Origin of the sequence: Ramlibacter humi (assembly GCF_004681975.1) — a bacterium.
Lineage (GTDB): Bacteria > Pseudomonadota > Gammaproteobacteria > Burkholderiales > Burkholderiaceae_C > Ramlibacter > Ramlibacter humi.
The window spans coordinates 78815-103790 of the sequence record NZ_SMLK01000006.1; the positions used below are offsets into that span (position 1 = coordinate 78815).

Consider the following 24976-nt stretch of genomic DNA (forward strand, 5'->3'; position numbering starts at 1 on the left):
TCACCAGCCCGCGAAGGGCTTGCCGTCGTGGTTGAGGAAAGCGCCGCTCTGGCGCTTAGAAAGTGCGGCGATCGTCTTGCGCAGCGATGCGACGCTTTGCTGCGCGGTCAGCGGCGCGCCCGCGCCACCCATGTCGGTTTTCACCCAGCCGGGGCTCATCGCCGCGAACGTGGCCGCGGGATAGTCGGTGCAGGCCGCCTTCACCGCCATGTTCAGCGCGGCCTTGCTGACGCGGTACAGCCAGCCGAAGCTGGAGCCCGCGCCGGCGATGTGGCCCATGTCGCTGGTGATGAAGACGAAGCGTCCGCCCGCCGCCTCGACCAGCGGCGCGACCTGCGGGATGGCCTGCATCGCGCCCAGCACGTTGGTGTGCATCAGGCGGTCGAATTCCTGCTGCGTGGGCGGCTGCGTGGCGCCGTCGGTGTTGTAGACGCCCGCGACGTACACCGCGACGTCGATCTTCTCGCCATCGAGCTGCCACGCCAGCCCGCTGACGCTGGCCGGGTCGGCGACGTCGAGCTTCAGCGCCTTGGCGCCCAGCGCTTCGACCTTCTTCAGCCCTTCGGCGTTGCGCGCTGTGGCGATGACGCGGTCGCCCGCGTCCGCGTACTGGCGCGCGAACTCGAGGCCGATGCCGCGCGAGGCGCCGAGGATGAGGACGGTGGGCATGTTGAGAAGAAGTCAAAAACTCCCTTACGCAGAGCTCGCCGAGGAAGCGCAGAGGTCGCAGAGGAGAGAAAAGTTCACAAGGTTTTCTCTGCGTTCTCTGCGCTTCCTCCGCGCACTCTGCGTAAGGGTGTCCGCTTCCGCTTACAGCAGCTCCAGCGCCACCGCCGTGCCCTCGCCGCCGCCGATGCACAGCGTGGCGATGCCGCGCTTGCCGCCGCGGGCCTTCAGGGCGTGCAGCAGGGTGACCATGATGCGCGCGCCGGAAGCGCCGATCGGGTGGCCCAGGGCGCAGGCGCCGCCGTTGACGTTGACGATGTCGTGCGACACCTTCAGCTCTTCCATCAGCGCCATCGGCACCACGGCGAAAGCCTCGTTCACTTCCCACAGGTCGACGTCGCTCACCTTCCAGCCGGTCCTGGCCAGCAGCTTCTGCGTGGCGCCGACGGGCGCGGTGGTGAACCAGCCCGGCTCCTGCGCATGCATGGTGTGGCCCACCAGGCGCGCCAGCGGCTTGCAGCCCAGGCGCTTGGCCGTGCTCTCGGTCATCATCACCAGCGCCGCGGCGCCGTCGTTGATGGACGACGAGGAAGCGGCGGTGATGGTGCCGTCCTTCTTGAACGCGGGCTTCAGCGTCGGGATCTTGTCCAGCTTCACCTTGCCCGGGCCTTCGTCCGTGCTGACCACCGACTCGCCGGCGCGGGTCTTCACCGTCACGGGCGTGATCTCGGTGGCGAAGGCGCCGGACTCGGTGGCCTTCTTCGCGCGGGTGACCGAAGCGACGGCGAAGGCGTCCTGCGCCTCGCGCGTGAACTTGTACTTGGCGGCGCAGTCCTCGCCGAAGGTGCCCATCGCGCGGCCCGGCTCGTAGGCGTCTTCCAGGCCGTCCAGCATCATGTGGTCGTACACCTTGTCGTGGCCCATGCGGTAGCCGCCGCGGCCCTTGAGCAGCAGGTACGGCGCATTGGTCATGCTCTCCATGCCGCCGGCGATCATCACCTCATGGGTGCCGGCCAGCAGCATGTCGTGCGCGAACATCGCGGCCTTCATGCCCGAGCCGCACATCTTGGACAGCGTGACGGCGCCGGCGCTCTTGGGCAGGCCGCCCTTGAACGCGGCCTGGCGCGCGGGCGCCTGGCCCTGGCCGGCCATCAGGCAGTTGCCGAACAGCACTTCGCCCACGGCATCGGCCGGGATGCCGGCGCGCTCGACGGCGGCCTTGATGGCGGCGCCGCCGAGGTCGTGCGCGGCCAGGGTGGAGAAGTCGCCCTGGAACGCCCCCATGGGCGTGCGGGCGGCACTGACGATGACGACGGATTCAGCCATGTTTCACTCCTTCAACAAAATTCAGTAGGCGGGAACGACGCCGCCGCGCTCTTCCTCGGCGATGCGGCGCAGGTAACTCTGGAACTCTGGATCCTCGCCGCGCAGCAGCAGCGGCAGGATGTTGCGGAAATCCTCGCGCCGGCACCACTCGCGCATGTAGTCGTCCCAGCTGTTCCAGCGCCGGGCTTCGGTCTCGCCCATGCGCGGCTTGTACGCCACGAGGTAGGCGCGCTCGAACAGCGAGATCAGCATGTCGAAGATCACCAGCATGCGCTCGCGCTGCTCGGGCGTTGGATTCTCGAGCGGCTCATTGGTTCGCAGTTGCAGGTCGGGGTTCCGCAGCACGACTTCGAGGAAGTCGATGTACGCGTCGGACAGCAGCTGGTACTGCTCTTCCTCTTCGTTGTCGCGCTCCTTGCGCTGCTCCCAGGCGAAAAAGAGGATGGCGCACGGCAGGCCGAGCGTGGTGACGATGAAGCTGGCCAGCTCCCAGGCATCGCGCGCGCTCACTTGCGGCTCCCGATCCAGGCCGAGATGTCGGCCACGACCTTCTCGTCCAGGCCGTTGAAGCCGTGGTGGTGCCAAGGCTCGCACGGGTCGCCGTCGGCTTTGCCCCCCTCGTAGGTCAGCAGCGCGCTGCGCGCCGGCACCAGTTTGCCCATCAGCTGCGGCAGCTGCGAAGGCGGCGTGGCCTGGCACGCGTCCTGCGCGTGATGAACGACCAGCACGGGCATCTGCGCGCGCGACCAGTCAAGTTCCTGCACGCCCGGCAAATGCGTGGGCGCGCGCGGCGGGCTGCGCACGAGGATGGACGAGGTGAGCACGACGCCGTCCGGCGCCTGCGGCGGCACGAGCGCCGTGGCGGCCAGCGCGGCGGAGTGCGTGCCGCGGCTGGTGCCGATCACCCACACCGGCACGCCGAACTGCTGGCGTGCCCATGCAATGGCGGCGGCCAAGTCGGCGGCGTGCTCGGGGCTTGCACGGAATTCACCATTCAGGAACGGCGGACTGCTGTGGTCGCTGGGCGTGTCCAGCACCAGCACGGCGTGGCCGTGCTGCTGGAACAGCTCGCGCGATCGCACGAGGAAGTTGCCGCCGTTCTGCAGGCTGCCGTTGTTGTAGATGCCCACGCGGCCCGAGCCGCCGGTGAGCAGGATCACGGTGCTGGTGGGCGCGGCGGCCGGGCGCAGCACGAGCGCACGCTCGGTGACGCCGGGGCGGCTGGGGATGTCCACCACCTGCTGCGCGGCCTGCGCTGCCGCGCCGAACGAGCACGCGGCCAGCAGTGCGGCGATGACATGGCGAACGTTCACGCGGCGGCCTCCGCGGCCATGGGCGCGAACCGCTTGTCATGGTCGTACGGGAACACGTCGTGCACGTGGCCGGCCTGGATGCGCTGCTTGTGGCTTTGCCAGAACTCCGGGTCGAGCAGCTCACCGTGGTTGGCCAGGAACACCTCGCGCACGGAAGGATTGCCGAGCAGGAACGGGCCGAACGTCTCGGGAAAGACGTCCTTCGGACCGACCGAATACCAGACCTCGCCGGAGAGTTCGTCTTCCTCGTTGCGCGCCGCCGGCACCTTGCGGAAATTGCAGTCGGTGAGGTATTCGATCTCGTCGTAGTCGTAGAACACGACCTTGCCGTTGCGGGTGACGCCGAAGTTCTTCCACAGCATGTCGCCGGGAAAGATGTTGGCCGCCACCAGGTCCTTGATGGCGTTGCCGTACTCGACCACCGCGCGCTCCACCTGGTCCTGCGCGCCCGCGTCGAACGCTTCCTGCAGGTAGATGTTCAGCGGGATCATGCGCCGCTCGATGTAGAGGTGCTTGATGATCACCTCCTCGTGGCCGTCGCCGTCGCGGTCGCTCACTTCCAGCTGGCTGGGCGCGAACTTGCGGATCTCCTCCAGCAGGTCGTCGTCGAAGCGGTCGCGCGCGAAAGCCACCTCGCTGTATTCCAGCGTGTCGGCCATGCGGCCCACGCGGTCGTGCTGCTTCACCAGCAGGTACTTGCCCTTGATCTGCTCGCGCGAGGTGTCCTTCTGCGGCGGGTAGTAGTCCTTGATGACCTTGAAGACGTACGGGAACGACGGCAGGTCGAACACCAGCATCACCATGCCCTTGATGCCGGGCGCGATGCGGAAGCGGTCGCTGGAGTGCTTCAGGTGGTAGAGGAAGTCGCGGTAGAACAGCGTCTTGCCCTGCTTGGCCAGGCCGATGGCGTTGTAGATCTCGGCGCGGGGCTTGCGCGGCATCAGCGAGCGCAGGAACTGCACGTACGCCGCCGGCGTCTCCATGTCCACCATGAAGTAGGCCCGCGCGAACGAGAACAGCATCTGCAGGTCGTCCTCGCCGAACAGGCAGGCGTCGATCACCAGCTTGCCTTCGTCGTCGTGCAGGATGGGCAGCGCGAACGGCACTTCGTTGAAGCCGTTGATCAGCTTGCCCACCACGTACGCGCCCTTGTTGCGGAAGAACAGGGACGACAGCACCTGGATCTGGAAATTGGCGCGCAGCTTCACGTTGGCCAGGCGCGCGCCCATGGCCGCCAGCACGTGGCGCGCATCGCGGTCCAGGTCGTCGAACGGCCGGCGCAGCTGGAAGTTGGTGATGATGCGCACGATGTTCTCGTGCATGGTCTCGCGCGTCGGGTAGTACGCGCGGTACGTGGGCGTGGCCGCGGGCTCGTCGTTCTCGATGTACTCGGTGCTGACCGCGGGGCGCACGAAGATGAAGTCGTTGTGGAAGTACGTGCGGTGCAGGATCTTCGTCGTCACCGAGTTGAAGAACGTTTCCGCGCACTCCGGCTGGTGGTGGTCGATCAGCAGGCCGATGAAGTGCAGCTTGACCTGGTGCCACACCTCCATCGGCTGCTCGCCGGCCTTGAACTCTTTCTCGAGCCGCGCCACGGCTTCGCGCACGCGCAGGTCGTAGAACTCGATGCGCTCGCGCTGCGCGCGCTGCTGGCCGTGCCAGTCGGCGGTTTCGAAGCGGTGCTTGGCGCGCTGCGATTCCAGGCGGAACAGCCGGTAGTGCCGGTTGAAGCCGTCCAGCATGGCCTTGGCGATGTCATAGGCCAGCGGGGAATCCAGGCGCTGCGGGAACATGCCGCTTCCTTGGCCGCCTACCGCCGGGCGGCGACCACCTTGTCGAGCGCGGCGCGATACAGCCGGTCGATGCTTTCGGTGCTGCTCACCGACATGCCCAGGTCCTGCAGCAGGCCGTCGTGGACGCCGAACGCCCAGCCGTGCACCGTCACCCTCTGGCCTTCGGCCCACGCATCGGTCATCACGGTGCTGACGCAGACGTTGACCACCTGCTCGATGACGTTCAGGTCCACGAGAAGGTCGCCGCGCTTGTCGGCGGGCACCTGCTCCAGCAGCGGCTTGTGGCGGTCGCGCACGTCCTGGATGTGGCGGATCCAGTTGTCGGCCAGGCCCACGCGCGTGTCGTTCAGCGCCGCCATCACGCCGCCGCAGCCGTAGTGGCCCACGACCATGATGTGCTCGACCTTCAGCATGTCCACCGCGAACTGGATGGTCGACAGCGCGTTCAGGTCGGAGTGCACCACCAGGTTGGCGACGTTGCGGTGGACGAACACCTCGCCCGGTTCCAGGCCGGTGATCTGGTTGGCCGGCACGCGGCTGTCGCTGCAGCCGATCCACATGAACTTGGGCTTCTGCTGCTGCACCAGCGAGCCGAAGAAGCCCGGCCGCGTGCGCTCCATCTCCGCGGCCCAGGCGCGGTTGTGGGCAAAGAGGTCCTGGATGTCGGGCATGGCTGGATTGTCGAGGAGGGACGGTGACTTTCGCACGCTCGTGCGATTACGTAAGGGAAGACCTGCACGGCATTCCCGCCGCGCATGATCACATCACATCGTTTCGGCGAACAGCTCGCGGCCGATGAGCATGCGGCGGATTTCGCTGGTGCCCGCGCCGATCTCGTAGAGCTTGGCATCGCGCCACAGGCGGCCGAGCGGGTACTCGTTGATGTAGCCGTTGCCGCCGTAGACCTGGATGCCCTCGCCCGCCATCCACGTCGCCTTCTCGGCGCACCACAGGATGACGGAAGCGCAGTCCTTGCGAACCTGGCGCACGTGCTCGCTGCCCAGCATGTCCAGGTTCTTGCCGACCGTGTAGCAGAACGCGCGCGCGGCCTGCAGCACCGTGTACATGTCGGCGACCTTGCCCTGGATGAGCTGGAACTCGCCGATGCTCTGGCCGAACTGCTTGCGATCGTGGATGTAGGGCACCACGTTGTCCATCACCGCCTGCATGATGCCGATGGGCCCCGCGGCGAGCACCGCGCGCTCGTAGTCCAGGCCGGACATCAGCACCTTGGCGCCGCCGTTCAGCGTGCCCAGCACGTTGGCCGCCGGCACTTCGACGTTCTGGAACACCAGCTCGCCGGTGTGGCTGCCGCGCATGCCCAGCTTGTCCAGCTTCTGCGCGATGGAGAAGCCCTTCATGCCCTTTTCGATCAGGAAGGCCGTGACGCCGCGCGCGCCCAGCTCGGGCTCCGTCTTCGCGTAGACCACCAGCGTGTCGGCATCGGGGCCGTTGGTGATCCACATCTTGTTGCCGTTGAGCAGGTAGTAGCCGCCCTTGTCGTCGGCCTTCAACTTCATCGAGATGACGTCGCTGCCGGCGCCGGGCTCGCTCATCGCCAGCGCACCCACGTGCTCGCCGGAGATCAGCCTGGGCAGGTACTTCTTCTTCTGCGCCTCGTTGCCGTTGCGCTTGATCTGGTTGACGCACAGGTTGCTGTGCGCGCCGTACGACAGGCCCACCGACGCGGACGCGCGCGAGATTTCCTCCATCGCGATCATGTGGGCGAGGTAGCCCATGTTCGCGCCGCCGTACTCTTCGGGCACGGTGATGCCCAGCACGCCGAGCTCGCCCATCTTGCGCCACAGGTCCATCGGGAACTGGTCGCTGCGGTCGATCTCCGATGCGCGCGGCGCGATCTCGGCTTCGGCGAACGAGCGCACCGCGTCGCGCAGCGCGTCGATGTCTTCACCCAGCTGGAAGTTCAGGCCCGGCAGGCTCATGGTGGTCTCCTGTGTTCAGTGCTTGACGTCTTCGCGCCCGACGACGGCCATCAGCGTGGTGCTCATGGTGGCCACCAGCTTCTCGCGGCCTTCATCGACGGCGTACGCGCGGCCTTCGACGACGGTGACGGTGCGCCCCGGCTTGACCACGGTGCCCACCATGCGGAAGCGCTGCCCCTTGGCGGGCGCGACGAAGTTGATCTTGTATTCGATGCTGAGCACGCCGACGTCGGCGGGCATCAGGGTGGACCCGGCATAGCCGCAGGCCGAGTCGAGCGCCGCGCCGACGATGCCGCCGTGCAGGAAGCCGTGCTGCTGCGTCAGGTGGACCGCGTAGGGCAGCTGGATCTCCACCTCGCCGGGCTCGGCCCGGACGATGGCGGCACCGATGGTGCCCATGGCGGTCTGCCGGCCGAAGCTGGCGCGCACGCGTTGCTCGAAGTCGGGATCGGCGGGCTGGAACTCGGTGGGCATGGCGGATTCCAATTGACGTTTACGTAAACGTCAATTATGCCGCTTTCGCCCGCGACGCGCCTTCCTTCTCCAGCCTGGCCAGCAGCGTGCGGGCTTCGCGCTCGTGCACGCGCACCTCGTCCAGGTTGGCCTGCAGGTCGGCCATCTGCTCTTCCAGCTGCTTGCGATGCTGCGACAGGATGGCCAGGAACTTCTTCAGCTGCGGACCGGTGTCGCGCGGGCTGTCGTACATGTCGATGATTTCGCGGGCCTCGGACAGCGACAGGCCCAGGCGCTTGGCACGCAGCGTGAGCTTCAGGCGGGTGCGGTCGCGCGCGGTGTAGACGCGGTTGCGGCCGCCGGGCCCCGATCGCGTGGGCTGCAGCAGGCCCATGTCCTCGTAGAAGCGCATGGCGCGCGTGGTGAGGTCGAACTCCCGGGCCAGGTCGCTGATGGTGTACGTGGTGGCCATTCGTGTGGGTGTATGGCTGGAGACAGGAAAGCGCCGGCGGCGCTGCCTAGAATGGCCGATTACATCTGACGTTTACGTCAACGTCAATTTCTTCATCGCCAGCAGGACCCGCGAATGAACGCCCTCGAAGCCCAGCTCCACTACCCCTTCGGCGACAAGCTGCCGGCGCCCGGCGGCACGCTGGAAGTGGCGCCCGGCGTGCGCTGGATCCGCATGGCGCTGCCGTTCGCGCTGGACCACATCAACCTCTGGCTGCTGCGCGACCGGCTGGACGGCCGCGAGGGCTGGACCGTGGTGGATTGCTGCATCGCCCGCGATGAAGCCAAGGCGCAGTGGGAACAGGTGTTCGCCAACTCGCTGGAAGGCCTGCCCATCCTGCGCGTGATCGTCACGCACATGCACCCCGACCACATCGGGCTGGCGCACTGGCTGTGCGAGCGCTGGAGCACGCCCGGGCATCCCTGCCGCCTGTGGATCAGCGCCACCGACTACAACGCGGCGCGCGTGGCTTCGCAGGGGACCACCGGGTTCGGCGGTGAAAGCGCGGCAAACTTTTTCGCCTCGCATGGGCTGACGGATCCCGAATCGCTCGAGAAGATCCGCGGCCGCGCCAACTACTACCCCAGCATGGTGCCCGCCGTGCCGCGCGCCTTCCGGCGGCTGCAGGACGGCGACGCCGTGCGCATCGGCGGCCGCGAATGGCGCTGCATCAGCGGCTACGGCCACGCGCCCGAGCACATCTCGCTGTTCTGCGCCGAGCTGAAGGTGCTGGTCAGCGGCGACATGCTGCTGCCGCGCATCTCCACCAACATCAGCGTGCACGACGTCGAGCCCGAGTCGGACCCGCTGCGCCTGTTCCTCGCTTCCGTCGACAAGTTCAAGCCGCTGCCCGAAGGCACGCTGGTGCTGCCTTCGCACGGCAAGCCCTTCACCGGCCTGCACCGCCGCGTGGAGCAACTGCACGAGCACCATCGCGACCGCCTGGTCGAGGTGCTGGAGGCTTGCCTGGCGAAGCCGGGCACCGCCGCCGAAATGCTGTCGGTGCTGTTCAAGCGGACGCTGGACCTGCACCAGACCACGTTCGCGATGGGCGAGTCGGTGGCGCACCTGCATGCGCTCTGGTATTCGGGGCAGTTGCGGCGCGAACGCGGCGCCGACGGCATCTGGCGCTTCGGCGCGCCCGCATGACGAATGACAGATGACTCGCCGCTGCGCGGCGGAATGACAAAGGCCTCAGTCATTTGTCATCGAGCGCGCAGCGCGAAGTCATTCGTCATTCACCAGGTCGGAATCGCCTCGTCCTTGAGCTGGCCGCGCAGCTGCGCGTAGTCCGGCACCACGGTGGCCACGGTGTCCCAGAAGCGCGGGCTGTGGTCCATCACGCGCAGGTGCGACAGCTCGTGCGCCACCACGTAGTCGATGACCGGCAGCCGGAAATGGATCAGCCGCCAGTTCAGGCGGATGGTGCCGTCCGAATGCGCCGTGCCCCAGCGCGTGCCGGCGTTGCTCAAGGCCAGCTTGCGCCACTGCACGCCCAGCTGCGGCGCGAAGTGGTCGAGGCGCTCGATGAACAGGCTTTTGGCCTGGCGCATGAGCCAGGCCTGCACGGCGTCGCGGATCTGCTCGCCCGTGGCTCGCTGCGGCAGCGCGACGTGCAGCGTGTGGCGCGGCACGCCAGGCAGCGCTTCGGCGGCCGTGTTGAGCAATGCGCCGCCGCCATGCCGCGGGTCCAGCACCACGATCACTTCCTCGCCCATGAACGGGAAGGTCGCGCCGTCGCGCCACTGGATGCGCGCCGACTCGATGCGGTCGTGCCGGTCGCGCGCCGCGTCGAGCTTGGAGAGGATCCAGGCCGATTTCTCCTGCACCGCCGAGTCCACTTCGCCCAGCGGCACCCACTTGGGCGCGCTGACCGTCAGGCCCTCGGCGCCGACCACGAAGCCGATGGTGCGGCGCTTGGCGCGCCTGAATTCGTAGGCGACGAAGGTGTGGCCCAGCACCGCCTGCCGGTTGGCACGCGGGTGGTGGAAGGTGGCGGGCGCCAGCACCGCGTCCAAAGGCTCGGCCGGCGCGGTGGCCACCGGCAGCGGGACGGTTTCGGGGGGAGCGGCGAGCGCCGGGGGAGCCGGCGGATCGAACAGGTCGAGCGTGAGCTGGATGAGCTTCAGCACGAGCGCGAGTATAGGCAGCCCGGCCGTGGACCAGGGCCGCGCTGCCCGCTGTTACTTGTAGGCGTCAGGATCGAGCCGGCGCATCTCGGCCTCGATCCAGGCTTCCACTTCGCGCATCAGTTCGTCGGGTTCGCGGCCTTCGCTGGGGATGGGCTTGCCGATGGACACGTCCACGATGCCCGGGCGCTTGAGGAAGGCCTTGCGCGGCCAGCACTTGGCCGACGACACCGCCACCGGGATGACCGGCGCGCCGGTGGCCACGGCCAGCCGCGTGCCGCCGGACTTGTAGTGGCCCTTCTGCCCGCGCGGGATGCGCGTGCCTTCCGGGAACATGATGACCCAGATGCCCTGCGCCAGCAGGCGCTTGCCCTGCTCGACGACCTTGTTGAACGCCTGCGCGCGCTGGCTGCGGTCGATGTGGATCATGTCCAGCCGGCCCATCGCCCAGCCGAAGAAGGGCACGTAGAGCAGCTCCTTCTTGAACACGTAGGCCAGCGGGTGAGGCATCAGCGTCGGCATCAGGAAGGTTTCCATCGTCGACTGGTGCTTGACCAGCAGGATGGCGGGCGCGGTGGTGCCCTGCGGCAGGTTTTCCATGCCGGTGACGCGCCACTGCACGCCGCAGAGGGTGCGCAGCCCGCGCATGGCCCACGACAGCCAGGTGACCGCCATCCAGTACATCGGCACGCCGCGGCGCCAGATCGAAGCCACGATCATGATGATGGCCCAGGGCACCACCGTCACCAGCATCCACAGCGCGTGCAGCGCCGAGCGAATGAACACCATGGCGTCAGGCCTGCGGGCGCGGGGCAGGGCGCGCCACCAGCCAGTCGGCGAAGGCCGCCAGGTCGTCGTGCACCCGCGTGCCCGCCGGGAACGCTTCCGGCAGCGGCTGCCCGCGGAATTCCGCGCCCTTGCCGGTCAGCACGAAGTGCGGCTCGCAGCCGGCCGCGACAGCGGCCTGCATGTCGCGCAGGCCGTCGCCCACCACGGGCGTGCCCTTCAGCTCGATGCCGAAGCGCTCGCCGATCTGCTCGAACAGGCCCGGCAACGGCTTGCGGCAGGTGCAGTTGTCTTCGGGCGTGTGCGGACAGTAGAAGATCGCGTCCACCCTGCCGCCGAAGGCGGACAGCAGCTTGTGCATCTTGGCGTGCATGGCGTTGAGCGAAGCCACGTCGAACAGGCCTCGGCCCAGGCCCGACTGGTTGGACGCGATGGCCACGTGCCAGCCGGCGTGGTTCAGCCGCGCGATGGCTTCCAGCGCGCCGGGCAGCGGCTGCCACTCCTGGGGCGACTTGATGAATTCGTCGCTGTCGGCGTTGATGGTGCCGTCGCGGTCGAGGATGACGAGTTTCATGACACCAGGCGGGAAAGATCGGCCACGCGGTTCATCGCGCCGTGCAGCGTGGCCAGCAGGCCCAGCCGGTTCAGGCGCAGGTCGGTCTGTTCGGCGTTGACCATCACGCCGTCGAAGAACGCGTCCACCGGGCCGCGCAGCGCGGCCAGCGTCTGCAGCGAGCCGGTGTAGTCGCCGGCGTCGAACCTGGCTTTCGCCGTGGGCGCCAGGTCGCGGGTGGCGGCGTACAGCGCCTTCTCGGCGTCTTCCTGCAGCAGCACCTCGCTGACGTGCGGGTCCACCGCACCTTCCGCCTTCTTCAGGATGTTGCCGATGCGCTTGTTGGCCGCGGCCAGCGCGGGCGCTTCCGGCAGCGCGGCGAAGGCGCGCACGGCGGCCAGGCGCTTGGCCACGTCGCCCAGGCGCTGCGGGCGCAGCGCCAGCACGGCGTCCACCTCCTGCGCGCTGTAGCCCTGCTCGCGCAGCGAGCCGGCCAGGCGGTCGTAGATGAAGTCGGACAGCTGCGCGGCCGTGTCCCTGGGTGCCTGCGGGAACAGCGCCAGCGCTTCGGCGATCAGCCGGTCCAGGCCCAGCGGCAGGTCGCGCTCGATCAGCATGCGCACGATGCCCAGCGCGTGGCGGCGCAGCGCGAACGGGTCCTTGTCGCCGGTGGGCAGCTGGCCGATGGAGAACAGGCCGGCCAGCGTCTCCAGTTTGTCGGCCAGCGCGACCACCACGCCGGCCGAGCCGCGCGGCAGCGCGTCGCCGGCGAAGCGCGGCTTGTAGTGGTCCTCGATCGCGTCGGCGATGTCGCCGGGCAGGCCGTCGGCCTGCGCGTAGTAGCGGCCCATGATGCCTTGCAGCTCGGGGAACTCGCCCACCATGTCGGTCAGCAGGTCGGCCTTGGCCAGCATCGCGGCCTGGTCGGCCTTGCGCGCGAGCAGGTCGCCCTCCCAATTCGCGCCGATCACCTGCGCCAGCGCGCGCACGCGCTGCACGCGCTCGCCCTGCGTGCCCAGCTTGTTGTGGTACACGACCTTGCCCAGGCCGGCGACGCGCGATTCCAGCGGCTTCTTGCGGTCCTGGTCGAAAAAGAACTTGGCGTCGGCCAGGCGCGGGCGCACCACGCGCTCGTTGCCGCCGATGACGGCCGAGGGGTCCTGCGGGCGGATGTTGCTCACCACCAGGAAGCGGTGCGTGAGCCTGCCCTGCGCGTCCAGCAGCGGGAAGTACTTCTGGTTGGCCTTCATCGTGAGGATGAGGCATTCCTGCGGCACTTCCAGAAACTGCTGCTCGAACTGGCAGGTGAGCACGTTGGGGCGCTCGACCAGCCCGGTGACTTCGTCGAGCAGCGCATCGTCCTCGATCGGCTTCGCGCCGGAACCCACGTTCTGCGCGGCGACCTGCAGCTGGCGCGCGATCTCGGCGCGGCGGGCTTCGAAGCTGGCGATGACCGCGCCTTCCTTCTCGAGGGCCTGCGCATAACCGTCCGCGTCGGGGATGGTCACCGCGCCCCTGGATTCGAAGCGGTGGCCTTGCGTCGTGTTGCCCGCCTTCAGGCCGAGGGCCTCCACCGGCACGACGTCCGAGCCGTGCAGTGCGACCAGCGCGTGCGCAGGCCGCACGAACTTCACGTCGGTCCAGCCGTCGGCCAGCTGGTAGGTCATGACCTTGGGGATGGGCAGCTTCGCGATGGCTTCGGCCAGCGCTTTCTGCAGGCCTTCCGCCAGCGACGCGCCGCGCGCGGTACTTTCGTAGAACAGCGCCTCGGCCTTGCCGTCCATGGCGCGCTTCAGGCTGGCGGCGGCGGAAGCGTCGGCGCCCAGCGCCTGCAGCTTCTTCACCAGCGCCGGCGTGGGCTGGCCTTGCGCATCCAGGCCCACGCTCACGGGCATGAGCTTTTGCGACACGGCCTTGTCGGCGGCCTTGCCGGCCACGTTCGTCACGCGCGCGGCCAGGCGGCGCGGCGAAGCGAAAGTGGTGAGCGCGGAGTCCGCGGCCAGCAGGCCTTGCGACTTCAGTTGGTCCAGCAGCGTGTGGCCGAAAGACTCGCCCAGCTTCTTCAGGGCCTTGGGCGGCAGTTCCTCGACGAACAGCTCGACCAGCAGGTTCTTGTCGTTGGCCATGGTCACGCTGCCTTCTTCGACAGTTGCGCGACCCACTCGCGCGGCGCCATGGGAAAGCCCAGGCGCTCGCGGCTGTCGTAGTAAGCCTGCGCGACGCTGCGCGCGAGATTGCGGATGCGGCCGATGTACGCGGCGCGCTCGGTGACGCTGATGGCGCCGCGCGCGTCCAGCAGGTTGAAGGTGTGCGCGGCCTTCAGCACCTGCTCGTAGGCAGGCAGCGCCAACTGCTGCTCCATCAGGTACCTGGCCTGCTTCTCGTGCGCGCCGAACGCGGTGAACAGGAACTCGGTGTCGCTGTGCTCGAAGTTGTAGGCCGACTGTTCCTTCTCGTTCTGCAGGTACACGTCGCCGTACGAAAGGCCTTCGGTCCACTTCAGGTCGTAGACGTTGTCCACGCCCTGCAGGTACATGGCCAGGCGTTCCAGGCCGTAGGTGATCTCGCCGGTGATCGGCTTGCAGTCGATGCCGCCCACCTGCTGGAAGTAGGTGAACTGCGTGACCTCCATGCCGTTCAGCCAGACTTCCCAGCCCAGGCCCCAGGCACCCAGCGTGGGGTTCTCCCAGTCGTCCTCGACGAAGCGGATGTCGTTCTTCTTCAGATCGAAGCCCAGGGCTTCCAGCGAACCCAGGTACAGCTCCAGGATGTTGGCCGGCGCGGGCTTGAGCACCACCTGGTACTGGTAGTAGTGCTGCAGGCGGTTGGGGTTCTCGCCGTAGCGGCCGTCCTTGGGGCGGCGGCTGGGCTGCACGTAGGCGGCCTTCCACGGCTCGGGGCCGATGGCGCGCAGGAAGGTGGCGGTGTGCGAGGTGCCGGCGCCCACTTCCATGTCGTAGGGCTGCAGCAGCGCGCAGCCCTGGGCGTCCCAGTACGACTGCAGTTTCAGGATGATTTGCTGGAAGGAGAGCATTTGCCCCGATTTTAAGTGGGCGCTCTCCTGCGAAGCCGCAGCGCCGCTGGCAAAAGCGGAGCGATGCCCACGATCCACAGCGGCCACAGCCCCAACCGTGCTGCCCACCAGGCAAAAGGCGTCGTGCCTTCGCGGCCTTCCACCTCGCCCACTAGGGCGCCGCGGGTGAAGCGCGGGAACATCTGCGTGACCCGCGCGCGGTGGTCGATGAACGCGGTGGCGCCGGTGTTGGTGGCGCGGATCACCGGCCGCGCGAACTCCAGCGCGCGCATGCGGCTGATGTGCAGGTGCTGGTCGATCGCCAGCGTGTCGCCGAACCAGCCGATGTTGCTGACGTTGACGAACACGGTCGGTGAGCGCGCCGGCTCGAGGAAGCGCGCGGCCAGTTCCTCGCCGAAGAGGTCTTCGTAGCAGATGTTCGGCGCCAGGCGCTGGCCCTGGAACTCGAACGAAGACTGGCCCACGGGCCCGCGGTTGAAATCACCCAGCGGGATGTTCATCAGGTCGGTGAACCAGCGGAACAGCGGCGGGATGAATTCGCCGAAAGGCACGAGGTGGTGCTTGTCGAACCGGTACGCGTCGGCGCCGGGCTTCAGGCCGACGACCGAATTGGTGTAGCCATCCTGGAAGCTGCCCAGCGGCATGCCGAGCAGCGCGGCCTGGTTTCCCTTGGTGAAGCGCGCCGCGATGTCCTGCAGGTAGTTCTCGGGCAGCTGCTGCGGCAGCAGCGGGATGGCGGTTTCGGGCGCGACCACCAGGGCCGTGGTGCTGCCCAGCAGCCGCTCGCCGTACCACTGCAGCGCGAGCGGCACGCCGGTATGGCCTTCGAATTTCTCGTCCTGCGGGATGTTGCCTTGCAGCAGCGTGACGGACAGCGGCGTGCCGGCGCGGCGGTCCCATTCGGGTGCACCTTCGGTCGCGGCTGCGACCACCATCGCCACCGTTCCCAGCGCGACCCAGTAGCGCGTGCTTCGCCACAGCGCCGGCATCAGCGCGATGGCTTGCGCGAACGCGGCCGCGACGAAGCCGATGCCGTACACGCCGATCCACGGCGCCAGCCCTTCGAGCGGCCCGTCGAGGTGCGCGTACCCACCCGCGCCCCACGGGAAGCCGGTGAACCAGCGCCCGCGCATCAGCTCCGCCAGCAACCACAGCGCCGCGAAGCCCGGGATCGCCAGCCAAGGTCGCGCCGGCGCCAGCCTGCGATGCACCGCGGCGGCGAACGCGTAGTAGCTGCCCAGGAAAGCGGCGAGCGCCAGCACCGCCAGCGCGGCCAGCGGCGCCGCCAGTCCGCCATACGAGTGCATGGAGATGTACAGCCACCAGAACGTGCCGGCCAGCCAGCAGGTGGCGAAGGCCCACGCGAGCCCGAAGGCCTGGCGCACCGACGCGGCATGCGTGACGCAGCCCGCGAGCACCGTCAGCGAGAGCAGCTGCAGCCACCATGCCGGCTGGCCGCTGCCCGGAAGTGCGATGGAAGCGGCCTGGGCCAGGCCGGCCACGGGCGCCAGCGCCCAGCGCAGCGCGGCGGGACGCAGCCTGGGCGTCACCCGGTGTTGTCGTCCGTGCTCACCGGCGCCACCTTGAACCAGCGCACGGCGCCGCCCTTGGTGTGCAGCACGACGAAGTTGAGGCCGCCCAGGGTGTGGTGCTCGCCGCGCTTGGGCACGTGGCCCATCTCGTGCGCGATCAGGCCGCCGATGGTCTCGAAACGGTGCTCGCCGTCGTCGCCGTCGGCGGCGGTGTTCAGCTGCACGCCGAACGCCTCGTTCACGCGCTCGATGGCCGTGTCGCCGCTGACGCGGTAGGTGCGGTCGGCCAGCGCGAAGATGTCGCCGTCTTCCTCGGCGATGTCGAACTCGTCCTCGATCTCGCCGACGATCTGCTCCAGCACGTCCTCGATGGTGATCAGCCCGGCGATGCGGCCGAACTCGTCGATCACCACCGCCAGGTGGTTGCGGTTGCCGCGGAACTCGCGCAGCAGGTCGTTCAGGCCCTTGCTCTCCGGCACGAACACGGCCGGGCGCAGCAGCGCGCGGATGTTCAGCTCGGGCGCGCGCTGCAGCTTGAGCAGGTCCTTGGCGAGCAGGATGCCGATGATGTTCTCGCGGTCGCCTTCGTACACCGGGAAGCGCGAGTGCGCCGTGTCGATGACGAGATGCAGGATGTCCTCGTACGGCGAATCGATGTTCACCAGGTCCATGCGCGGCGCCGCCACCATCACGTCGCCGGCGGTGAGGTCCGCCATGCGGATCACGCCTTCGAGCATCACGCGCGACTCGGCGTCGATGATCTCGTTGTCTTCGGCGTCGGCCAGGGTTTCGATCAGTTCGTCGCGCGAATCGGGTCCCGGATGGATGAACTCGGCGACCTTCTGCAGGAACGTGCGGCGGTCTTCCTTTTCGTGCGGCCGCGCAGGGTGAGGGTCGGACACAGGGCGTGCGGTGGTGGAGGGGCAACTAGGATAGCGCAAACCCCTTTGCGCGACGGTGACGAACCGTCCAGCCGGCGGGGATCAGCTGCCGGACTTGTGGCGGCCTTCGCGCACGCCCTGCCGGGTTTCCCGCACGCCGGCCAGGAAGTCCCAGAAGCTCTTCACCTGGCGCTTGAGCCGGTAGTCGGTCTGGGCGATCTGTTCGACCAGCAACTCGCTCATCCGTGAATCCAGCGTGGCCGGCGGCAGGCGCAGGTGCGCCTCGGTCTCGCTGCCGAAGCGTTCCAGCGTCGCGCCCGCCTTGCGCGCGATCTTCAGCATCGCCTGGTTCTCGCTCAGTGCGTGGATGAAAAGCAGGTCCACGCCTTCGTTGCGGGCGTGGATGGCGGCGCGCTCGAACAGGCGCGAGCCGTAGCCGCGCCCACGCGCCTTGGCCAGCACCGACACGCCGAATTCGGCGCAGCGGTTGGCCTGCGGGTCGCGCGAGAACGCCAGGTGCGCCATGGCGATGAGTTCGAGCTTGCGGTTGTAGATGCCGAACACGTCGTCGTGCTCGAAGTCGAGCTGGGCGACGTAGCGCTGGACCTGCTCATCCGTGGCCTGGTAGCCGAAGCGCAGGTAGCGGTCGTCCGGCCCCAGCGACAACAGGTGCGTCTCGATGCGCCCCCGGTGGCTGGGCCCCATCGAGCGGATCGGGACCACCACGGGATCGCGCAACGTCTCGGGTGCGGAAACCATGGGAGGAATTTAAGGGTGATCCCGCCGCCGCCAAGCTTTGAGCAGGGTGGGCAGGTAGTTCTACCTAAATCCGATGTGAGTCAAAACTCACAATCTTGTGCCCATGACGCCTAGATCGGCATCGCGGTGGTGGCCTTGACGCTGTCGAGCACGAAGCTGGTCTTGCAGTCCTGCACGCTGGGGTGCTTGAGCAGCGTGTCCATGATGAAGCGGCTGTAGTGCGCCATGTCCTGGACGACGACGCGCAGCAGGAAATCCATCTCGCCGGTGAGCGCGGCGCATTCCACCACCTCGGGCCAGCCCTGCACGCTGGCACGGAAGACGTCCATCGGGTTGCGCTTGTGGGTCTCGGTGTGCTTTTCGAGACGGACGTTGATGTACGCGGTGAGGCCCAGGCCGATCGCCTCCGGCCGCACCAGGGCCACGTAGCGGTCGATGATGCCGGCCTCCTCCAGCCGCTTCACCCGCCGCAGCACGGCGCTGGGCGACAGGCCCACCTGTTCGCCGATGACGTCGTAAGTCTCCCGCCCGTTGGCCTGCAGCGCGCGCAGGATGGACTTGTCGAGCTTGTCGAGTGCGGCGGATTCGGGCATCGCACAATTTTATTGAGCTACCAGGCCTTTCCAAGCCGATCTCCGGCGGAAAATTGCTTGGCCAAGCGCCTAAAGTGGCGGCTCGCCGCAACCACCCAAGCACCCGGAGACCCCGCGCCATGAACTCCGCCCTGCCCGCCCAAGCCACCCGAGTCTTCCAGGGCTGGGACAACCCGATGGGGACCGACGGTTTCGAATTCATCGAGTACGCCGCGCCGGACCCGCAGGCGATGGGCGAGCTGTTCGAGCGCATGGGCTTCCGCGCCATCGCGCGCCACCGCCACAAGGACGTGGTGCTGTACCGCCAGGGCGGCATCAACTTCATCGTCAACGCCGAGCCGGATTCCTTCGCGCAGCGCTTCGCGCGCCTGCACGGGCCCAGCATCTGCGCCATCGCCTTCCGCGTGCAGGACGCCAAGGCGGCGTACGAGCGCGCCATCTCGCAGGGCGCCTGGGGCTACGCCGGGCAGGCGGGCCCGGGCGAGCTGAACATCCCCGCGATCAAGGGCATCGGCGATTCGCTGATCTACCTGGTGGACCGCTGGCGCGGCAAGAACGGCGCGCAGGAAGGCGACATCGGCAACATCGGCTTCTTCGACGTGGACTTCGAGCCGCTGCCGGGCGCGATGGGCGCCGGCGCGCTGAACCCGGCCGGCTTCGGGCTCACGTACATCGACCACCTCACGCACAACGTGCACCGCGGCCGCATGGCCGAATGGTCGGAGTTCTACGAGCGCCTGTTCAACTTCCGCGAGATCCGCTACTTCGACATCGAAGGCCAGGCCACCGGCGTGAAGAGCAAGGCCATGACCAGCCCGTGCGGAAAGATCCGCATCCCGATCAACGAGGAAGGCAACGAGAAGGCCGGCCAGATCCAGGAGTACCTGGACAAGTACCGCGGCGAAGGCATCCAGCACATCGCGCTGGGTTCGACCAACCTGTACGACACCGTCGACTCGCTGCAGCTGGCGGGCGTGAAGCTGCTGAACACCAGCGAGACGTACTACGAGCTGCTGCCCAGGCGCATCCCGCAGCTGTCCGAAGACATCGAAGCGCTGCAGCAGCGCAACATCCTGGTGGACGGCCAGCCCGGCGAGCTGCTGCTGCAGATCTTCAGCGAGAACCAGCTGGGCCCGATCTTCTTCGAGTTCATCCAGCGCAAGGGCAACGAAGGTTTCGGCGAAGGCAATTTCAAGGCGCTGTTCGAGACGATGGAGCTGGACCAGATGCGCCGCGGCGTGCTGGCACAAGGCGGCTGAGGTTTCCGGCGCCTTCTTCGGCGACTGTCAGTCCTGACGGGTCGCGTGGCTCTCGCGTGTCATCCGCCTTTGGGGGGCCGCCGGACAATCCGCGCCCCATGACTCCCCTGCGCGCCGATGCTTTCACCGAAGAACGGCGCACGCGCGTGATCGTGTTGCTGGACGTCGTCGAATCGGTCCGGCTCATGGAAGGCGACGAGCCGGGCTTCATCCGCCGCTGGCAGCAGTTCATGCGGCAGGCGCGCGACCAAGTGCTGCCGCCGCGCGGTGGGCGCATCCTCAAGAGCACGGGCGACGGGCTGATGCTGGAGTTCCACGACACCGGCGCGGCGGTCGGCACTTCCTTCGAATTGCTGCGGCTGTGCGGGGAGGCGGCGGGCGCCGAGCCGCTGCGCCTTCGCATCGCGGCCCACGTCGCGCAATTCGTGGCCGATGAATTCGACATCTACGGTTCGGACGTCAACCTCGCGGCAAGGTTGGTGAAGCTGGCCGCGCCCGGCGAGCTGTACGTCTCCCATGCCGTACGCGAGTTGCTGGATCCGGACCTGGCCACCCGCAGCCGTGATGCCGGTACGCACCAGGTGCGTCACTTCAGCCAGCCCGTGCGGGCCTGGCGCATGCTGCCGGAACCGCTTACCAGCGAGGCGGCAGCTTCTTCTTCAGCGTGATGCGCTTGACGCCGAGCTCGACGTAGCCGCCGCGCTCCAGGTCTTTCAGCAACCGGCTGACCATCTCGCGCGAAGAGCCCACGCGGCTGGCCAAAGCCTGGTGCGTCAGCGGATACAACGTGACCGGCTCGCTGACCGTGGCCGGCCCGCGCTGGCCTTCCAGCACGCTGACCACGCGGCCGTACACGTCCTTGAGCGCCAGGTCGCGCAGCTTGGTGGTGGCAGTGCGCACGCGCGCCGTCATCCGGGCCAGCATCAGGCGCGCCAGTGCCGGCATGCTGGCGAGAAGATCTTCCATCGCCGCGCGCGGCACGACGGAGCAGATGCAGTCTTCCAGCGTCATCACCGAGGCCGAGCGAGGCTGGCCGTCGAACCACATGTCGGCGAAGTAGTCGCCGGCCTCGATGACGCCGTAGGTGATCTCGCGGCCGTCCAGGTCGGACGAGTAGACCTTCACGCGGCCCTGCAGCAGCACGAAAGTGTCGTCGCCCGCCTCGCCCTCGTGCACGATGACCGCGTTGCGCGGGTAGCCGCGCAACCGGCCGGCGCGCGCCAGCGAGGCGATCGTTGGTTCGAGCCGCGCGAGCAGGCGCTCGCGCGCTGCCGCATCGAACGTGGCCATCGTGACCTCCCTTGGGCCACTCTAGCAGAGCAACGCGCGGAAGCCGCGCGTCAATGCACCGGCTCGTACAGCAGCGCGGTGGCCACCGGCGGCAGCATGGCGACGCGGCTGACCAGCTCGCGCACGCCGCTGGACCGCGTCTTGGCGCACAGGCTGCGCACGTGGCTGCGGATGGTGGACACCGCCACCTCGAGCAGCCGCGCGACTTCCGGCGCCGAGTGGCCGCGGCACAGGTGGGCCAGCACGTTTTCTTCCGCCGGCGTGAGCGAGTGGTTGCGGGCGAAGAAGCAGAGCATCAGCGATTCGCACACCGATGCGCGCGAGAACAGCAGCGCGGCGACACCGGCCTGACCTTCGCGGCCCCGGACCGGGACGACGGCCAGGCACACGCGCTCCGCCTCGTCGTTGCCCAGCGTGATGAGGCTGCGGCGGCCGCCCGCCGCCTTGGCCAGCGCTTCCTGCAGCAGCGGCGCGTCTTGCGGCGCCTGCGCGCGCAGCCGTCCGTTGTGAACCAGCAGGGCGCGGCGCCGCGCCAGTTCGTGCCGCGCGGCGTGGTTGGCGTGCAGCAGCTCGCCTTCGCGCGTGGCCAGCGCCACGCCATAGGCGAGTTCGTCGAGCACCAGGTCCAGCATCGAGGGCGATGCCCAGCGCGGTTCGGCCGCCACGGTGGCCTGCAGGTTGGCTTCCATTTCCATTCCTCCTCTGTTGTTCGTGGAAAACAGGGGAAGAGGTTAGGCAGGATGAAGGACGCGGGCCAGTAAACAAGGCCCGCAATTCCTGTGACCTGGTTCACCGCGCGGTCATGCGCCGCGAGGGATCAGGCCCAGCTGGCGAGCACCCGGTGCGTGCGGTCCCAGAGCAGGCGCAATGCAGCCACGCGCTCCGCCGCATCCACAGGGACGCCACCGCCGCGCGCGTCCGATTCCAGCGCCGCGGCCAGCTTCTGCATCGCCACGGCGCCAATGTTCGAGGCGGCCCCCTTGAGCGCATGCGCCGCTTGCGACAGCGCGCCCGCGTCCGCGGCACCGACCGCCTGCGCAATGGCTTCGATGCGCTGTGGCGCATCGGCGATGAAGAGGCCGATCACCTCGTGCGTCATCGACAAATCTTCGTCGTCGTAGTCGCGGAATTCCTGCAGGCGGCCGAAATCCATCAGCGCCGCATCGCCGACCTCCGCGGCCTGCGCCGCCGCGAACACCGGCGCAGGCTGGGATGCCGGCTTTTCCTGAGCAAGCCATTTGTCCAGCGTCTGCGCCAGCGCCGCGACCTGCAGCGGCTTGGTGAGGTAGTCGTCCATGCCCGCGGCTTCGCAGCGCAGGCGGTCCTCGGCGGACGCGGCGGCGGTCAGCGCGATGATCGGCGGCGCGTCCGATCCCCACGTGGCCTGGATCTGCCGCGTGGCTTCCAGCCCGTCGACGTCGGGCATGTTCACGTCCATCAGCACGGCGCCGAAGGCGCCGCCCTGTGCGTGGAACCGCGCCACGGCTTCCACCGCCTCGCGGCCATCCACCGCGGTGCGCACTTCGTAGCCCAGCTTGAGCAGCATCGCGCAAGCCACCTTCAGGTTCACCGCGTTGTCGTCCGCGACCAGCACCGTCACGCCCTTGCGGCGATCCGGCGCTTCGGCCTGCCCGCGCGCGGCGCCCGGGTCGGCGCTGAGGCAGCGGGCCAGCGCGTCGAACAGCTGGTTCTGCCGCGCGGGCTTGAGCAGGCGGGCATCGAACAGCGTGGCGCTCTCCTCGCCCGCCGGCATGAAGCCGGAGCTGAGCAGGACGATGCGGATCCCGCGCCAACGCTCGTCCGCGCGCAGCGCGCGTGCGAGGGCCACGCCGTCCATCTCGGGCATGTGCATGTCGGTGACCACCAGCCGCGGCGGCTGCGCCGCTTGCGCCAGCACCTGCAATGCCTGCGCGCCGGAAGACGCGCTCGTCACGGCCATGCCCCACAGCTGAAGTTGCCGCGTGAGCACACGCACGTTGGTGGCATGGTCGTCGACCACCAGCACGTGCACGCCGCCCAGGGCCGCGGCCTGCGCCGGCGCGATGGGTTGCACGGCCTGCGCCGGCTCCGCCACCACGGTGAACCAGAACGTGGAGCCTTCGCCCAGCCGGCTTTTCACGCCGATGTCGCCGCCCATCATCTCCACCAGCCGCTTGCAGATGGCCAGGCCCAGGCCGGTGCCGCCGTACTTTCGTGTGGTGGACGCGTCCACCTGCGTGAACGCCTGGAACAGCGCACCCACGCGATCGGGCGGGATGCCGATGCCGCTGTCCTGCACGCGGAATTCCAGCGTGCAGCGGCCCTGCGCATCCACGCCGGGCAGCCGGCGCGCGTGCACCGCGACTTCGCCCTGCGAGGTGAACTTCACCGCGTTGTTCACCAGGTTGATCAGCACCTGGCGGATGCGCGTCACGTCGCCCAGGATGGCCGGCGGCACCGCCTCGGGGCCGTCTTCCGGCACGTCGACGATCAGCTCCAGCCCTTTCTCGCGCGCACGTGGCGCGGCGATGTCGCACGCCTCCTCCACCGCGCCGCGCACGCTGAGCGGCTCGCGCTCGAGGTCCAGCTTGCCGGACTCGATCTTGGAGAAGTCCAGCACGTCGTTGATGACGGCCAGCAGCTGGTCGCTGGAGATGCGGATGGTCTGCAGGTAGTCGCGCTGCTCGGGGTCGAGCCGGGTCTCCGCCAGCAGCGTGCTCATGCCCACCACGCCGTTGAGCGGCGTGCGGATCTCGTGGCTCATGGTCGCCAGGAAAGCCGCCTTGGCCCGCGCGGCGCTCAGTGCCTCTTCGCGTGATGCTTCCAGCTGGGTGGTGCGTTCGCGCACGCGCTGCTCCAGGCTTTCGTTCACCCGCTGCAGTTCGCGCGCGTCGTCTTCCACCTGCCGGCGGTAACCCTGCAACTGCTCGGCGCTGTCGTGCAACACGCGCGAGAGTTCGTGCACTTCGCGGATGCGCGTGCGGTCCTCGATGACCGGCACCTCGCCGCGGCCGATCTGGCCCGCCGCCACGCTCAGGTTGCCCAAGCGGCGCCCCAGGCCGCGCGCCATGGCAAATGCGGCGGCGGCGCCGAGCAGCACCAGCAGCGCCATCACCATCAGCGCGCGGCGCCAGCCTTCGTCCAGCTCGCCGGTGAAGTCGCTTTCGGGCGCGGCGACGACCAGCGTCCAGCGCAAGCCCAGCGCTTCGCCGAATGGCCGCTGTACCGTCAACAGCGCATCGCCGCCCGGGCCGGAAAGCCGGCGCAGGCTGGTGTCCATCGCGACGCTGTCCTGCGTGCGGTTCGCCTGCGCGGCCTGCAGCGCGGCGAAGCTGGCGCGGATGACGGGGTTGAAGCTGTCGGCCGGGCCCTGCCTCACCGGCGCGCCTCCGTTCTGCGTGAAGAGCGTGTCGCCCGCGGAGCTGGCCACCAGCGCGCCGCGCTCGTCGACGATGTACGCGGCGCCGTGTGAGCTGATGCGCTGGGTGCGCAGGTTGTCGGCCAGCCGCTTCAGGCGCAGCTCGGCGCCCAGCACGCCCGCCGCGCCGGTGTCCTCGTCATAGACCGGCTGCGACAGCGTCACCAGCAGTTCGCGGCCGTCGGCCGACACCTGCACGGGCGAGAACACCCGGTCCTTGGCCTGCATGGCGCCCGAGTACCAGCCGGTGCTGCGCGGCTCGAAGGCGGGCGACGATGGCAGCGGCCGGCTGCGGTCCCCCGGCGTGACGACCTCGAACACCCCGAGTTCCGTGCCGCCTTCGCGCCGCAGCGACACGCGGGCCGTGGCATCGCGCGCGGGCGCAAGCCCAAGGTACTCGCCGCGGCGGGTGCCGACGTGCACGATGCCGATGTCGGGTGACTGGCGTACGAGAGCGTAAGCGACGGCTTCGAACCGCTCGGGGCTGAGCAGCTCACGCCGCAGCCGCTGCAGTTCGCCCGGGCTGGGACGCTCGGACACCAATCCGTTGAGCACGTCGTGCGCCTGCCGCAGGTGCGCTTCGGTGCCCGTCTGCACGACCGACGCGACCTGCCCGAGGATCTTGCCGGCCAGCGTCTCCACCGAGTCGCGGCCCGCGCGGGCCAGCTCGAAGGCCGAGAGCAACGCCGGCAGCGTGGCCAGGAGCAACAGGCCGGCCGCCAACAGCCGGCCGAGCGGGTACATGCGCCGAGCCATCG

24 protein-coding genes are annotated in these 24976 nt (G+C 68.6%); 3 read left to right on the forward strand and 21 right to left on the reverse strand.

Annotated features, from left to right (window positions below; genetic code table 11):
- From EZ216_RS16730 to EZ216_RS16770, 9 genes are all read right to left on the reverse strand, one after another.
- Positions 1-669, reverse strand: coding sequence for an SDR family oxidoreductase (locus EZ216_RS16730; RefSeq protein ID WP_135250931.1), 669 nt, complete (start codon positions 667-669; stop codon positions 1-3).
- Positions 670-810: 141 nt separating this feature from the next.
- Positions 811-1992, reverse strand: coding sequence for an acetyl-CoA C-acyltransferase (locus EZ216_RS16735; RefSeq protein WP_135250932.1), 1182 nt, complete (start codon positions 1990-1992; stop codon positions 811-813).
- A gap of 21 nt (positions 1993-2013) precedes the next feature.
- On the reverse strand, positions 2014-2502 hold the full coding sequence (locus EZ216_RS16740; RefSeq protein WP_135250933.1) for a hypothetical protein: 489 nt from the start codon (positions 2500-2502) through the stop codon (positions 2014-2016).
- Positions 2499-3305: an alpha/beta hydrolase gene (locus EZ216_RS16745; protein ID WP_135250934.1), complete on the reverse strand. Its 807-nt coding sequence runs from the start codon at positions 3303-3305 to the stop codon at positions 2499-2501. Before EZ216_RS16745 ends, EZ216_RS16740 begins: the two co-directional genes overlap by 4 nt.
- A complete protein-coding gene (gene aceK, locus EZ216_RS16750; RefSeq protein ID WP_135250935.1) occupies positions 3302-5098 on the reverse strand; it encodes a bifunctional isocitrate dehydrogenase kinase/phosphatase in 1797 nt (598 codons plus the stop codon). Before aceK ends, EZ216_RS16745 begins: the two co-directional genes overlap by 4 nt.
- 17 nt (positions 5099-5115) lie before the next feature.
- On the reverse strand, positions 5116-5769 hold the full coding sequence (can, locus tag EZ216_RS16755) for a carbonate dehydratase (RefSeq protein ID WP_135250936.1): 654 nt from the start codon (positions 5767-5769) through the stop codon (positions 5116-5118).
- Between the two features lie 93 nt (positions 5770-5862).
- Positions 5863-7041, reverse strand: a complete 1179-nt coding sequence (locus EZ216_RS16760) for an isovaleryl-CoA dehydrogenase (RefSeq protein ID WP_135250937.1) — start codon at positions 7039-7041, stop codon at positions 5863-5865.
- Between the two features lie 15 nt (positions 7042-7056).
- Positions 7057-7515, reverse strand: a complete 459-nt coding sequence (locus EZ216_RS16765; RefSeq protein WP_135250938.1) for a PaaI family thioesterase — start codon at positions 7513-7515, stop codon at positions 7057-7059.
- 34 nt (positions 7516-7549) lie between these two features.
- The gene (locus EZ216_RS16770) at positions 7550-7966 is read right to left on the reverse strand and encodes a MerR family transcriptional regulator (RefSeq protein WP_135250939.1); all 417 of its coding nucleotides are present in this window, start codon (positions 7964-7966) and stop codon (positions 7550-7552) included.
- A 114-nt stretch (positions 7967-8080) separates the two neighbouring features.
- On the opposite strand from EZ216_RS16770, the gene EZ216_RS16775 reads away from it, so the two are divergent.
- Entirely contained in the window at positions 8081-9154 is a 1074-nt protein-coding gene (locus EZ216_RS16775; RefSeq protein ID WP_135250940.1) for an MBL fold metallo-hydrolase, read from the forward strand.
- Between the two features lie 89 nt (positions 9155-9243).
- Here the strand turns inward: EZ216_RS16775 and EZ216_RS16780 are convergent, their stop codons facing one another.
- The 9 genes from EZ216_RS16780 to EZ216_RS16820 all read right to left on the reverse strand — a co-directional run bounded on the left by EZ216_RS16780 (position 9244) and on the right by EZ216_RS16820 (position 18272).
- Positions 9244-10137 carry a M48 family metallopeptidase gene (locus tag EZ216_RS16780; protein ID WP_135250941.1) on the reverse strand — a complete coding sequence of 298 codons (894 nt, stop codon included), beginning with the start codon at positions 10135-10137 and terminating at the stop codon, positions 9244-9246.
- Positions 10138-10188: 51 nt separating this feature from the next.
- On the reverse strand, positions 10189-10923 hold the full coding sequence (locus EZ216_RS16785) for a lysophospholipid acyltransferase family protein (RefSeq protein WP_135250942.1): 735 nt from the start codon (positions 10921-10923) through the stop codon (positions 10189-10191).
- A 4-nt stretch (positions 10924-10927) separates the two neighbouring features.
- Entirely contained in the window at positions 10928-11494 is a 567-nt protein-coding gene (gene gmhB / locus EZ216_RS16790; protein ID WP_135250943.1) for a D-glycero-beta-D-manno-heptose 1,7-bisphosphate 7-phosphatase, read from the reverse strand.
- Complete coding sequence (gene glyS / locus EZ216_RS16795; RefSeq protein ID WP_135250944.1) at positions 11491-13599, reverse strand: glycine--tRNA ligase subunit beta; 2109 nt, start codon at positions 13597-13599, stop codon at positions 11491-11493. Before glyS ends, gmhB begins: the two co-directional genes overlap by 4 nt.
- Before the next feature lie 2 nt (positions 13600-13601).
- Positions 13602-14507 (reverse strand): glycine--tRNA ligase subunit alpha, encoded by a 906-nt coding sequence (gene glyQ / locus EZ216_RS16800; protein ID WP_135250945.1) that lies wholly within the window; start codon positions 14505-14507, stop codon positions 13602-13604.
- Positions 14508-14518: 11 nt separating this feature from the next.
- Positions 14519-16057: an apolipoprotein N-acyltransferase gene (gene lnt, locus EZ216_RS16805; protein WP_135250946.1), complete on the reverse strand. Its 1539-nt coding sequence runs from the start codon at positions 16055-16057 to the stop codon at positions 14519-14521.
- Positions 16054-16941 carry a CorC family transporter gene (locus EZ216_RS16810; RefSeq protein ID WP_135250947.1) on the reverse strand — a complete coding sequence of 296 codons (888 nt, stop codon included), beginning with the start codon at positions 16939-16941 and terminating at the stop codon, positions 16054-16056. Before EZ216_RS16810 ends, lnt begins: the two co-directional genes overlap by 4 nt.
- An 81-nt stretch (positions 16942-17022) precedes the next feature.
- Positions 17023-17679, reverse strand: a complete 657-nt coding sequence (locus EZ216_RS16815; protein ID WP_135250948.1) for a GNAT family N-acetyltransferase — start codon at positions 17677-17679, stop codon at positions 17023-17025.
- A 110-nt stretch (positions 17680-17789) separates the two neighbouring features.
- Complete coding sequence (locus tag EZ216_RS16820; RefSeq protein ID WP_135250949.1) at positions 17790-18272, reverse strand: Lrp/AsnC family transcriptional regulator; 483 nt, start codon at positions 18270-18272, stop codon at positions 17790-17792.
- Between the two features lie 119 nt (positions 18273-18391).
- On the opposite strand from EZ216_RS16820, the gene hppD reads away from it, so the two are divergent.
- Positions 18392-19531, forward strand: a complete 1140-nt coding sequence (gene hppD, locus EZ216_RS16825) for a 4-hydroxyphenylpyruvate dioxygenase (protein ID WP_135250950.1) — start codon at positions 18392-18394, stop codon at positions 19529-19531.
- A 98-nt stretch (positions 19532-19629) separates the two neighbouring features.
- Positions 19630-20199 carry an adenylate/guanylate cyclase domain-containing protein gene (locus tag EZ216_RS16830; RefSeq protein ID WP_135250951.1) on the forward strand — a complete coding sequence of 190 codons (570 nt, stop codon included), beginning with the start codon at positions 19630-19632 and terminating at the stop codon, positions 20197-20199.
- Here the strand turns inward: EZ216_RS16830 and EZ216_RS16835 are convergent.
- The 3 genes from EZ216_RS16835 to EZ216_RS16845 all read right to left on the reverse strand — a co-directional run bounded on the left by EZ216_RS16835 (position 20165) and on the right by EZ216_RS16845 (position 24962).
- On the reverse strand, positions 20165-20821 hold the full coding sequence (locus EZ216_RS16835) for a Crp/Fnr family transcriptional regulator (protein WP_135250952.1): 657 nt from the start codon (positions 20819-20821) through the stop codon (positions 20165-20167). The two genes, EZ216_RS16830 and EZ216_RS16835, sit on opposite strands and share 35 nt — an antisense overlap.
- 50 nt (positions 20822-20871) lie before the next feature.
- Positions 20872-21510: a helix-turn-helix transcriptional regulator gene (locus EZ216_RS16840; RefSeq protein WP_167772944.1), complete on the reverse strand. Its 639-nt coding sequence runs from the start codon at positions 21508-21510 to the stop codon at positions 20872-20874.
- Positions 21511-21638: 128 nt separating this feature from the next.
- Positions 21639-24962 carry a hybrid sensor histidine kinase/response regulator gene (locus EZ216_RS16845; protein ID WP_205959697.1) on the reverse strand — a complete coding sequence of 1108 codons (3324 nt, stop codon included), beginning with the start codon at positions 24960-24962 and terminating at the stop codon, positions 21639-21641.
- Positions 24963-24976 lie beyond the last annotated feature (14 nt).

Excerpts from the sequence above, each read along its gene's own strand:
- EZ216_RS16835 (WP_135250952.1), bottom strand. The coding sequence starts at position 20,821 with ATGGCCACGTTCGATGCGGCAGCGCGCGAGCGCCTGCTCGCGCGGCTC.
- EZ216_RS16765 (WP_135250938.1), bottom strand. The coding sequence starts at position 7,515 with ATGCCCACCGAGTTCCAGCCCGCCGATCCCGACTTCGAGCAACGCGTG.
- hppD (WP_135250950.1), top strand. The coding sequence starts at position 18,392 with ATGAACTCCGCCCTGCCCGCCCAAGCCACCCGAGTCTTCCAGGGCTGG.
- EZ216_RS16840 (WP_167772944.1), bottom strand. The coding sequence starts at position 21,510 with ATGGAAGCCAACCTGCAGGCCACCGTGGCGGCCGAACCGCGCTGGGCA.
- EZ216_RS16760 (WP_135250937.1), bottom strand. The coding sequence starts at position 7,041 with ATGAGCCTGCCGGGCCTGAACTTCCAGCTGGGTGAAGACATCGACGCG.
- EZ216_RS16735 (WP_135250932.1), bottom strand. The coding sequence starts at position 1,992 with ATGGCTGAATCCGTCGTCATCGTCAGTGCCGCCCGCACGCCCATGGGG.
- EZ216_RS16730 (WP_135250931.1), bottom strand. The coding sequence starts at position 669 with ATGCCCACCGTCCTCATCCTCGGCGCCTCGCGCGGCATCGGCCTCGAG.
- EZ216_RS16830 (WP_135250951.1), top strand. The coding sequence starts at position 19,630 with ATGACTCCCCTGCGCGCCGATGCTTTCACCGAAGAACGGCGCACGCGC.
- EZ216_RS16785 (WP_135250942.1), bottom strand. The coding sequence starts at position 10,923 with ATGGTGTTCATTCGCTCGGCGCTGCACGCGCTGTGGATGCTGGTGACG.
- can (WP_135250936.1), bottom strand. The coding sequence starts at position 5,769 with ATGCCCGACATCCAGGACCTCTTTGCCCACAACCGCGCCTGGGCCGCG.
- EZ216_RS16770 (WP_135250939.1), bottom strand. The coding sequence starts at position 7,966 with ATGGCCACCACGTACACCATCAGCGACCTGGCCCGGGAGTTCGACCTC.
- glyQ (WP_135250945.1), bottom strand. The coding sequence starts at position 14,507 with ATGCTCTCCTTCCAGCAAATCATCCTGAAACTGCAGTCGTACTGGGAC.
- EZ216_RS16845 (WP_205959697.1), bottom strand. The coding sequence starts at position 24,962 with ATGTACCCGCTCGGCCGGCTGTTGGCGGCCGGCCTGTTGCTCCTGGCC.
- EZ216_RS16815 (WP_135250948.1), bottom strand. The coding sequence starts at position 17,679 with ATGGTTTCCGCACCCGAGACGTTGCGCGATCCCGTGGTGGTCCCGATC.
- glyS (WP_135250944.1), bottom strand. The coding sequence starts at position 13,599 with ATGGCCAACGACAAGAACCTGCTGGTCGAGCTGTTCGTCGAGGAACTG.
- EZ216_RS16775 (WP_135250940.1), top strand. The coding sequence starts at position 8,081 with ATGAACGCCCTCGAAGCCCAGCTCCACTACCCCTTCGGCGACAAGCTG.
- gmhB (WP_135250943.1), bottom strand. The coding sequence starts at position 11,494 with ATGAAACTCGTCATCCTCGACCGCGACGGCACCATCAACGCCGACAGC.
- aceK (WP_135250935.1), bottom strand. The coding sequence starts at position 5,098 with ATGTTCCCGCAGCGCCTGGATTCCCCGCTGGCCTATGACATCGCCAAG.
- EZ216_RS16820 (WP_135250949.1), bottom strand. The coding sequence starts at position 18,272 with ATGCCCGAATCCGCCGCACTCGACAAGCTCGACAAGTCCATCCTGCGC.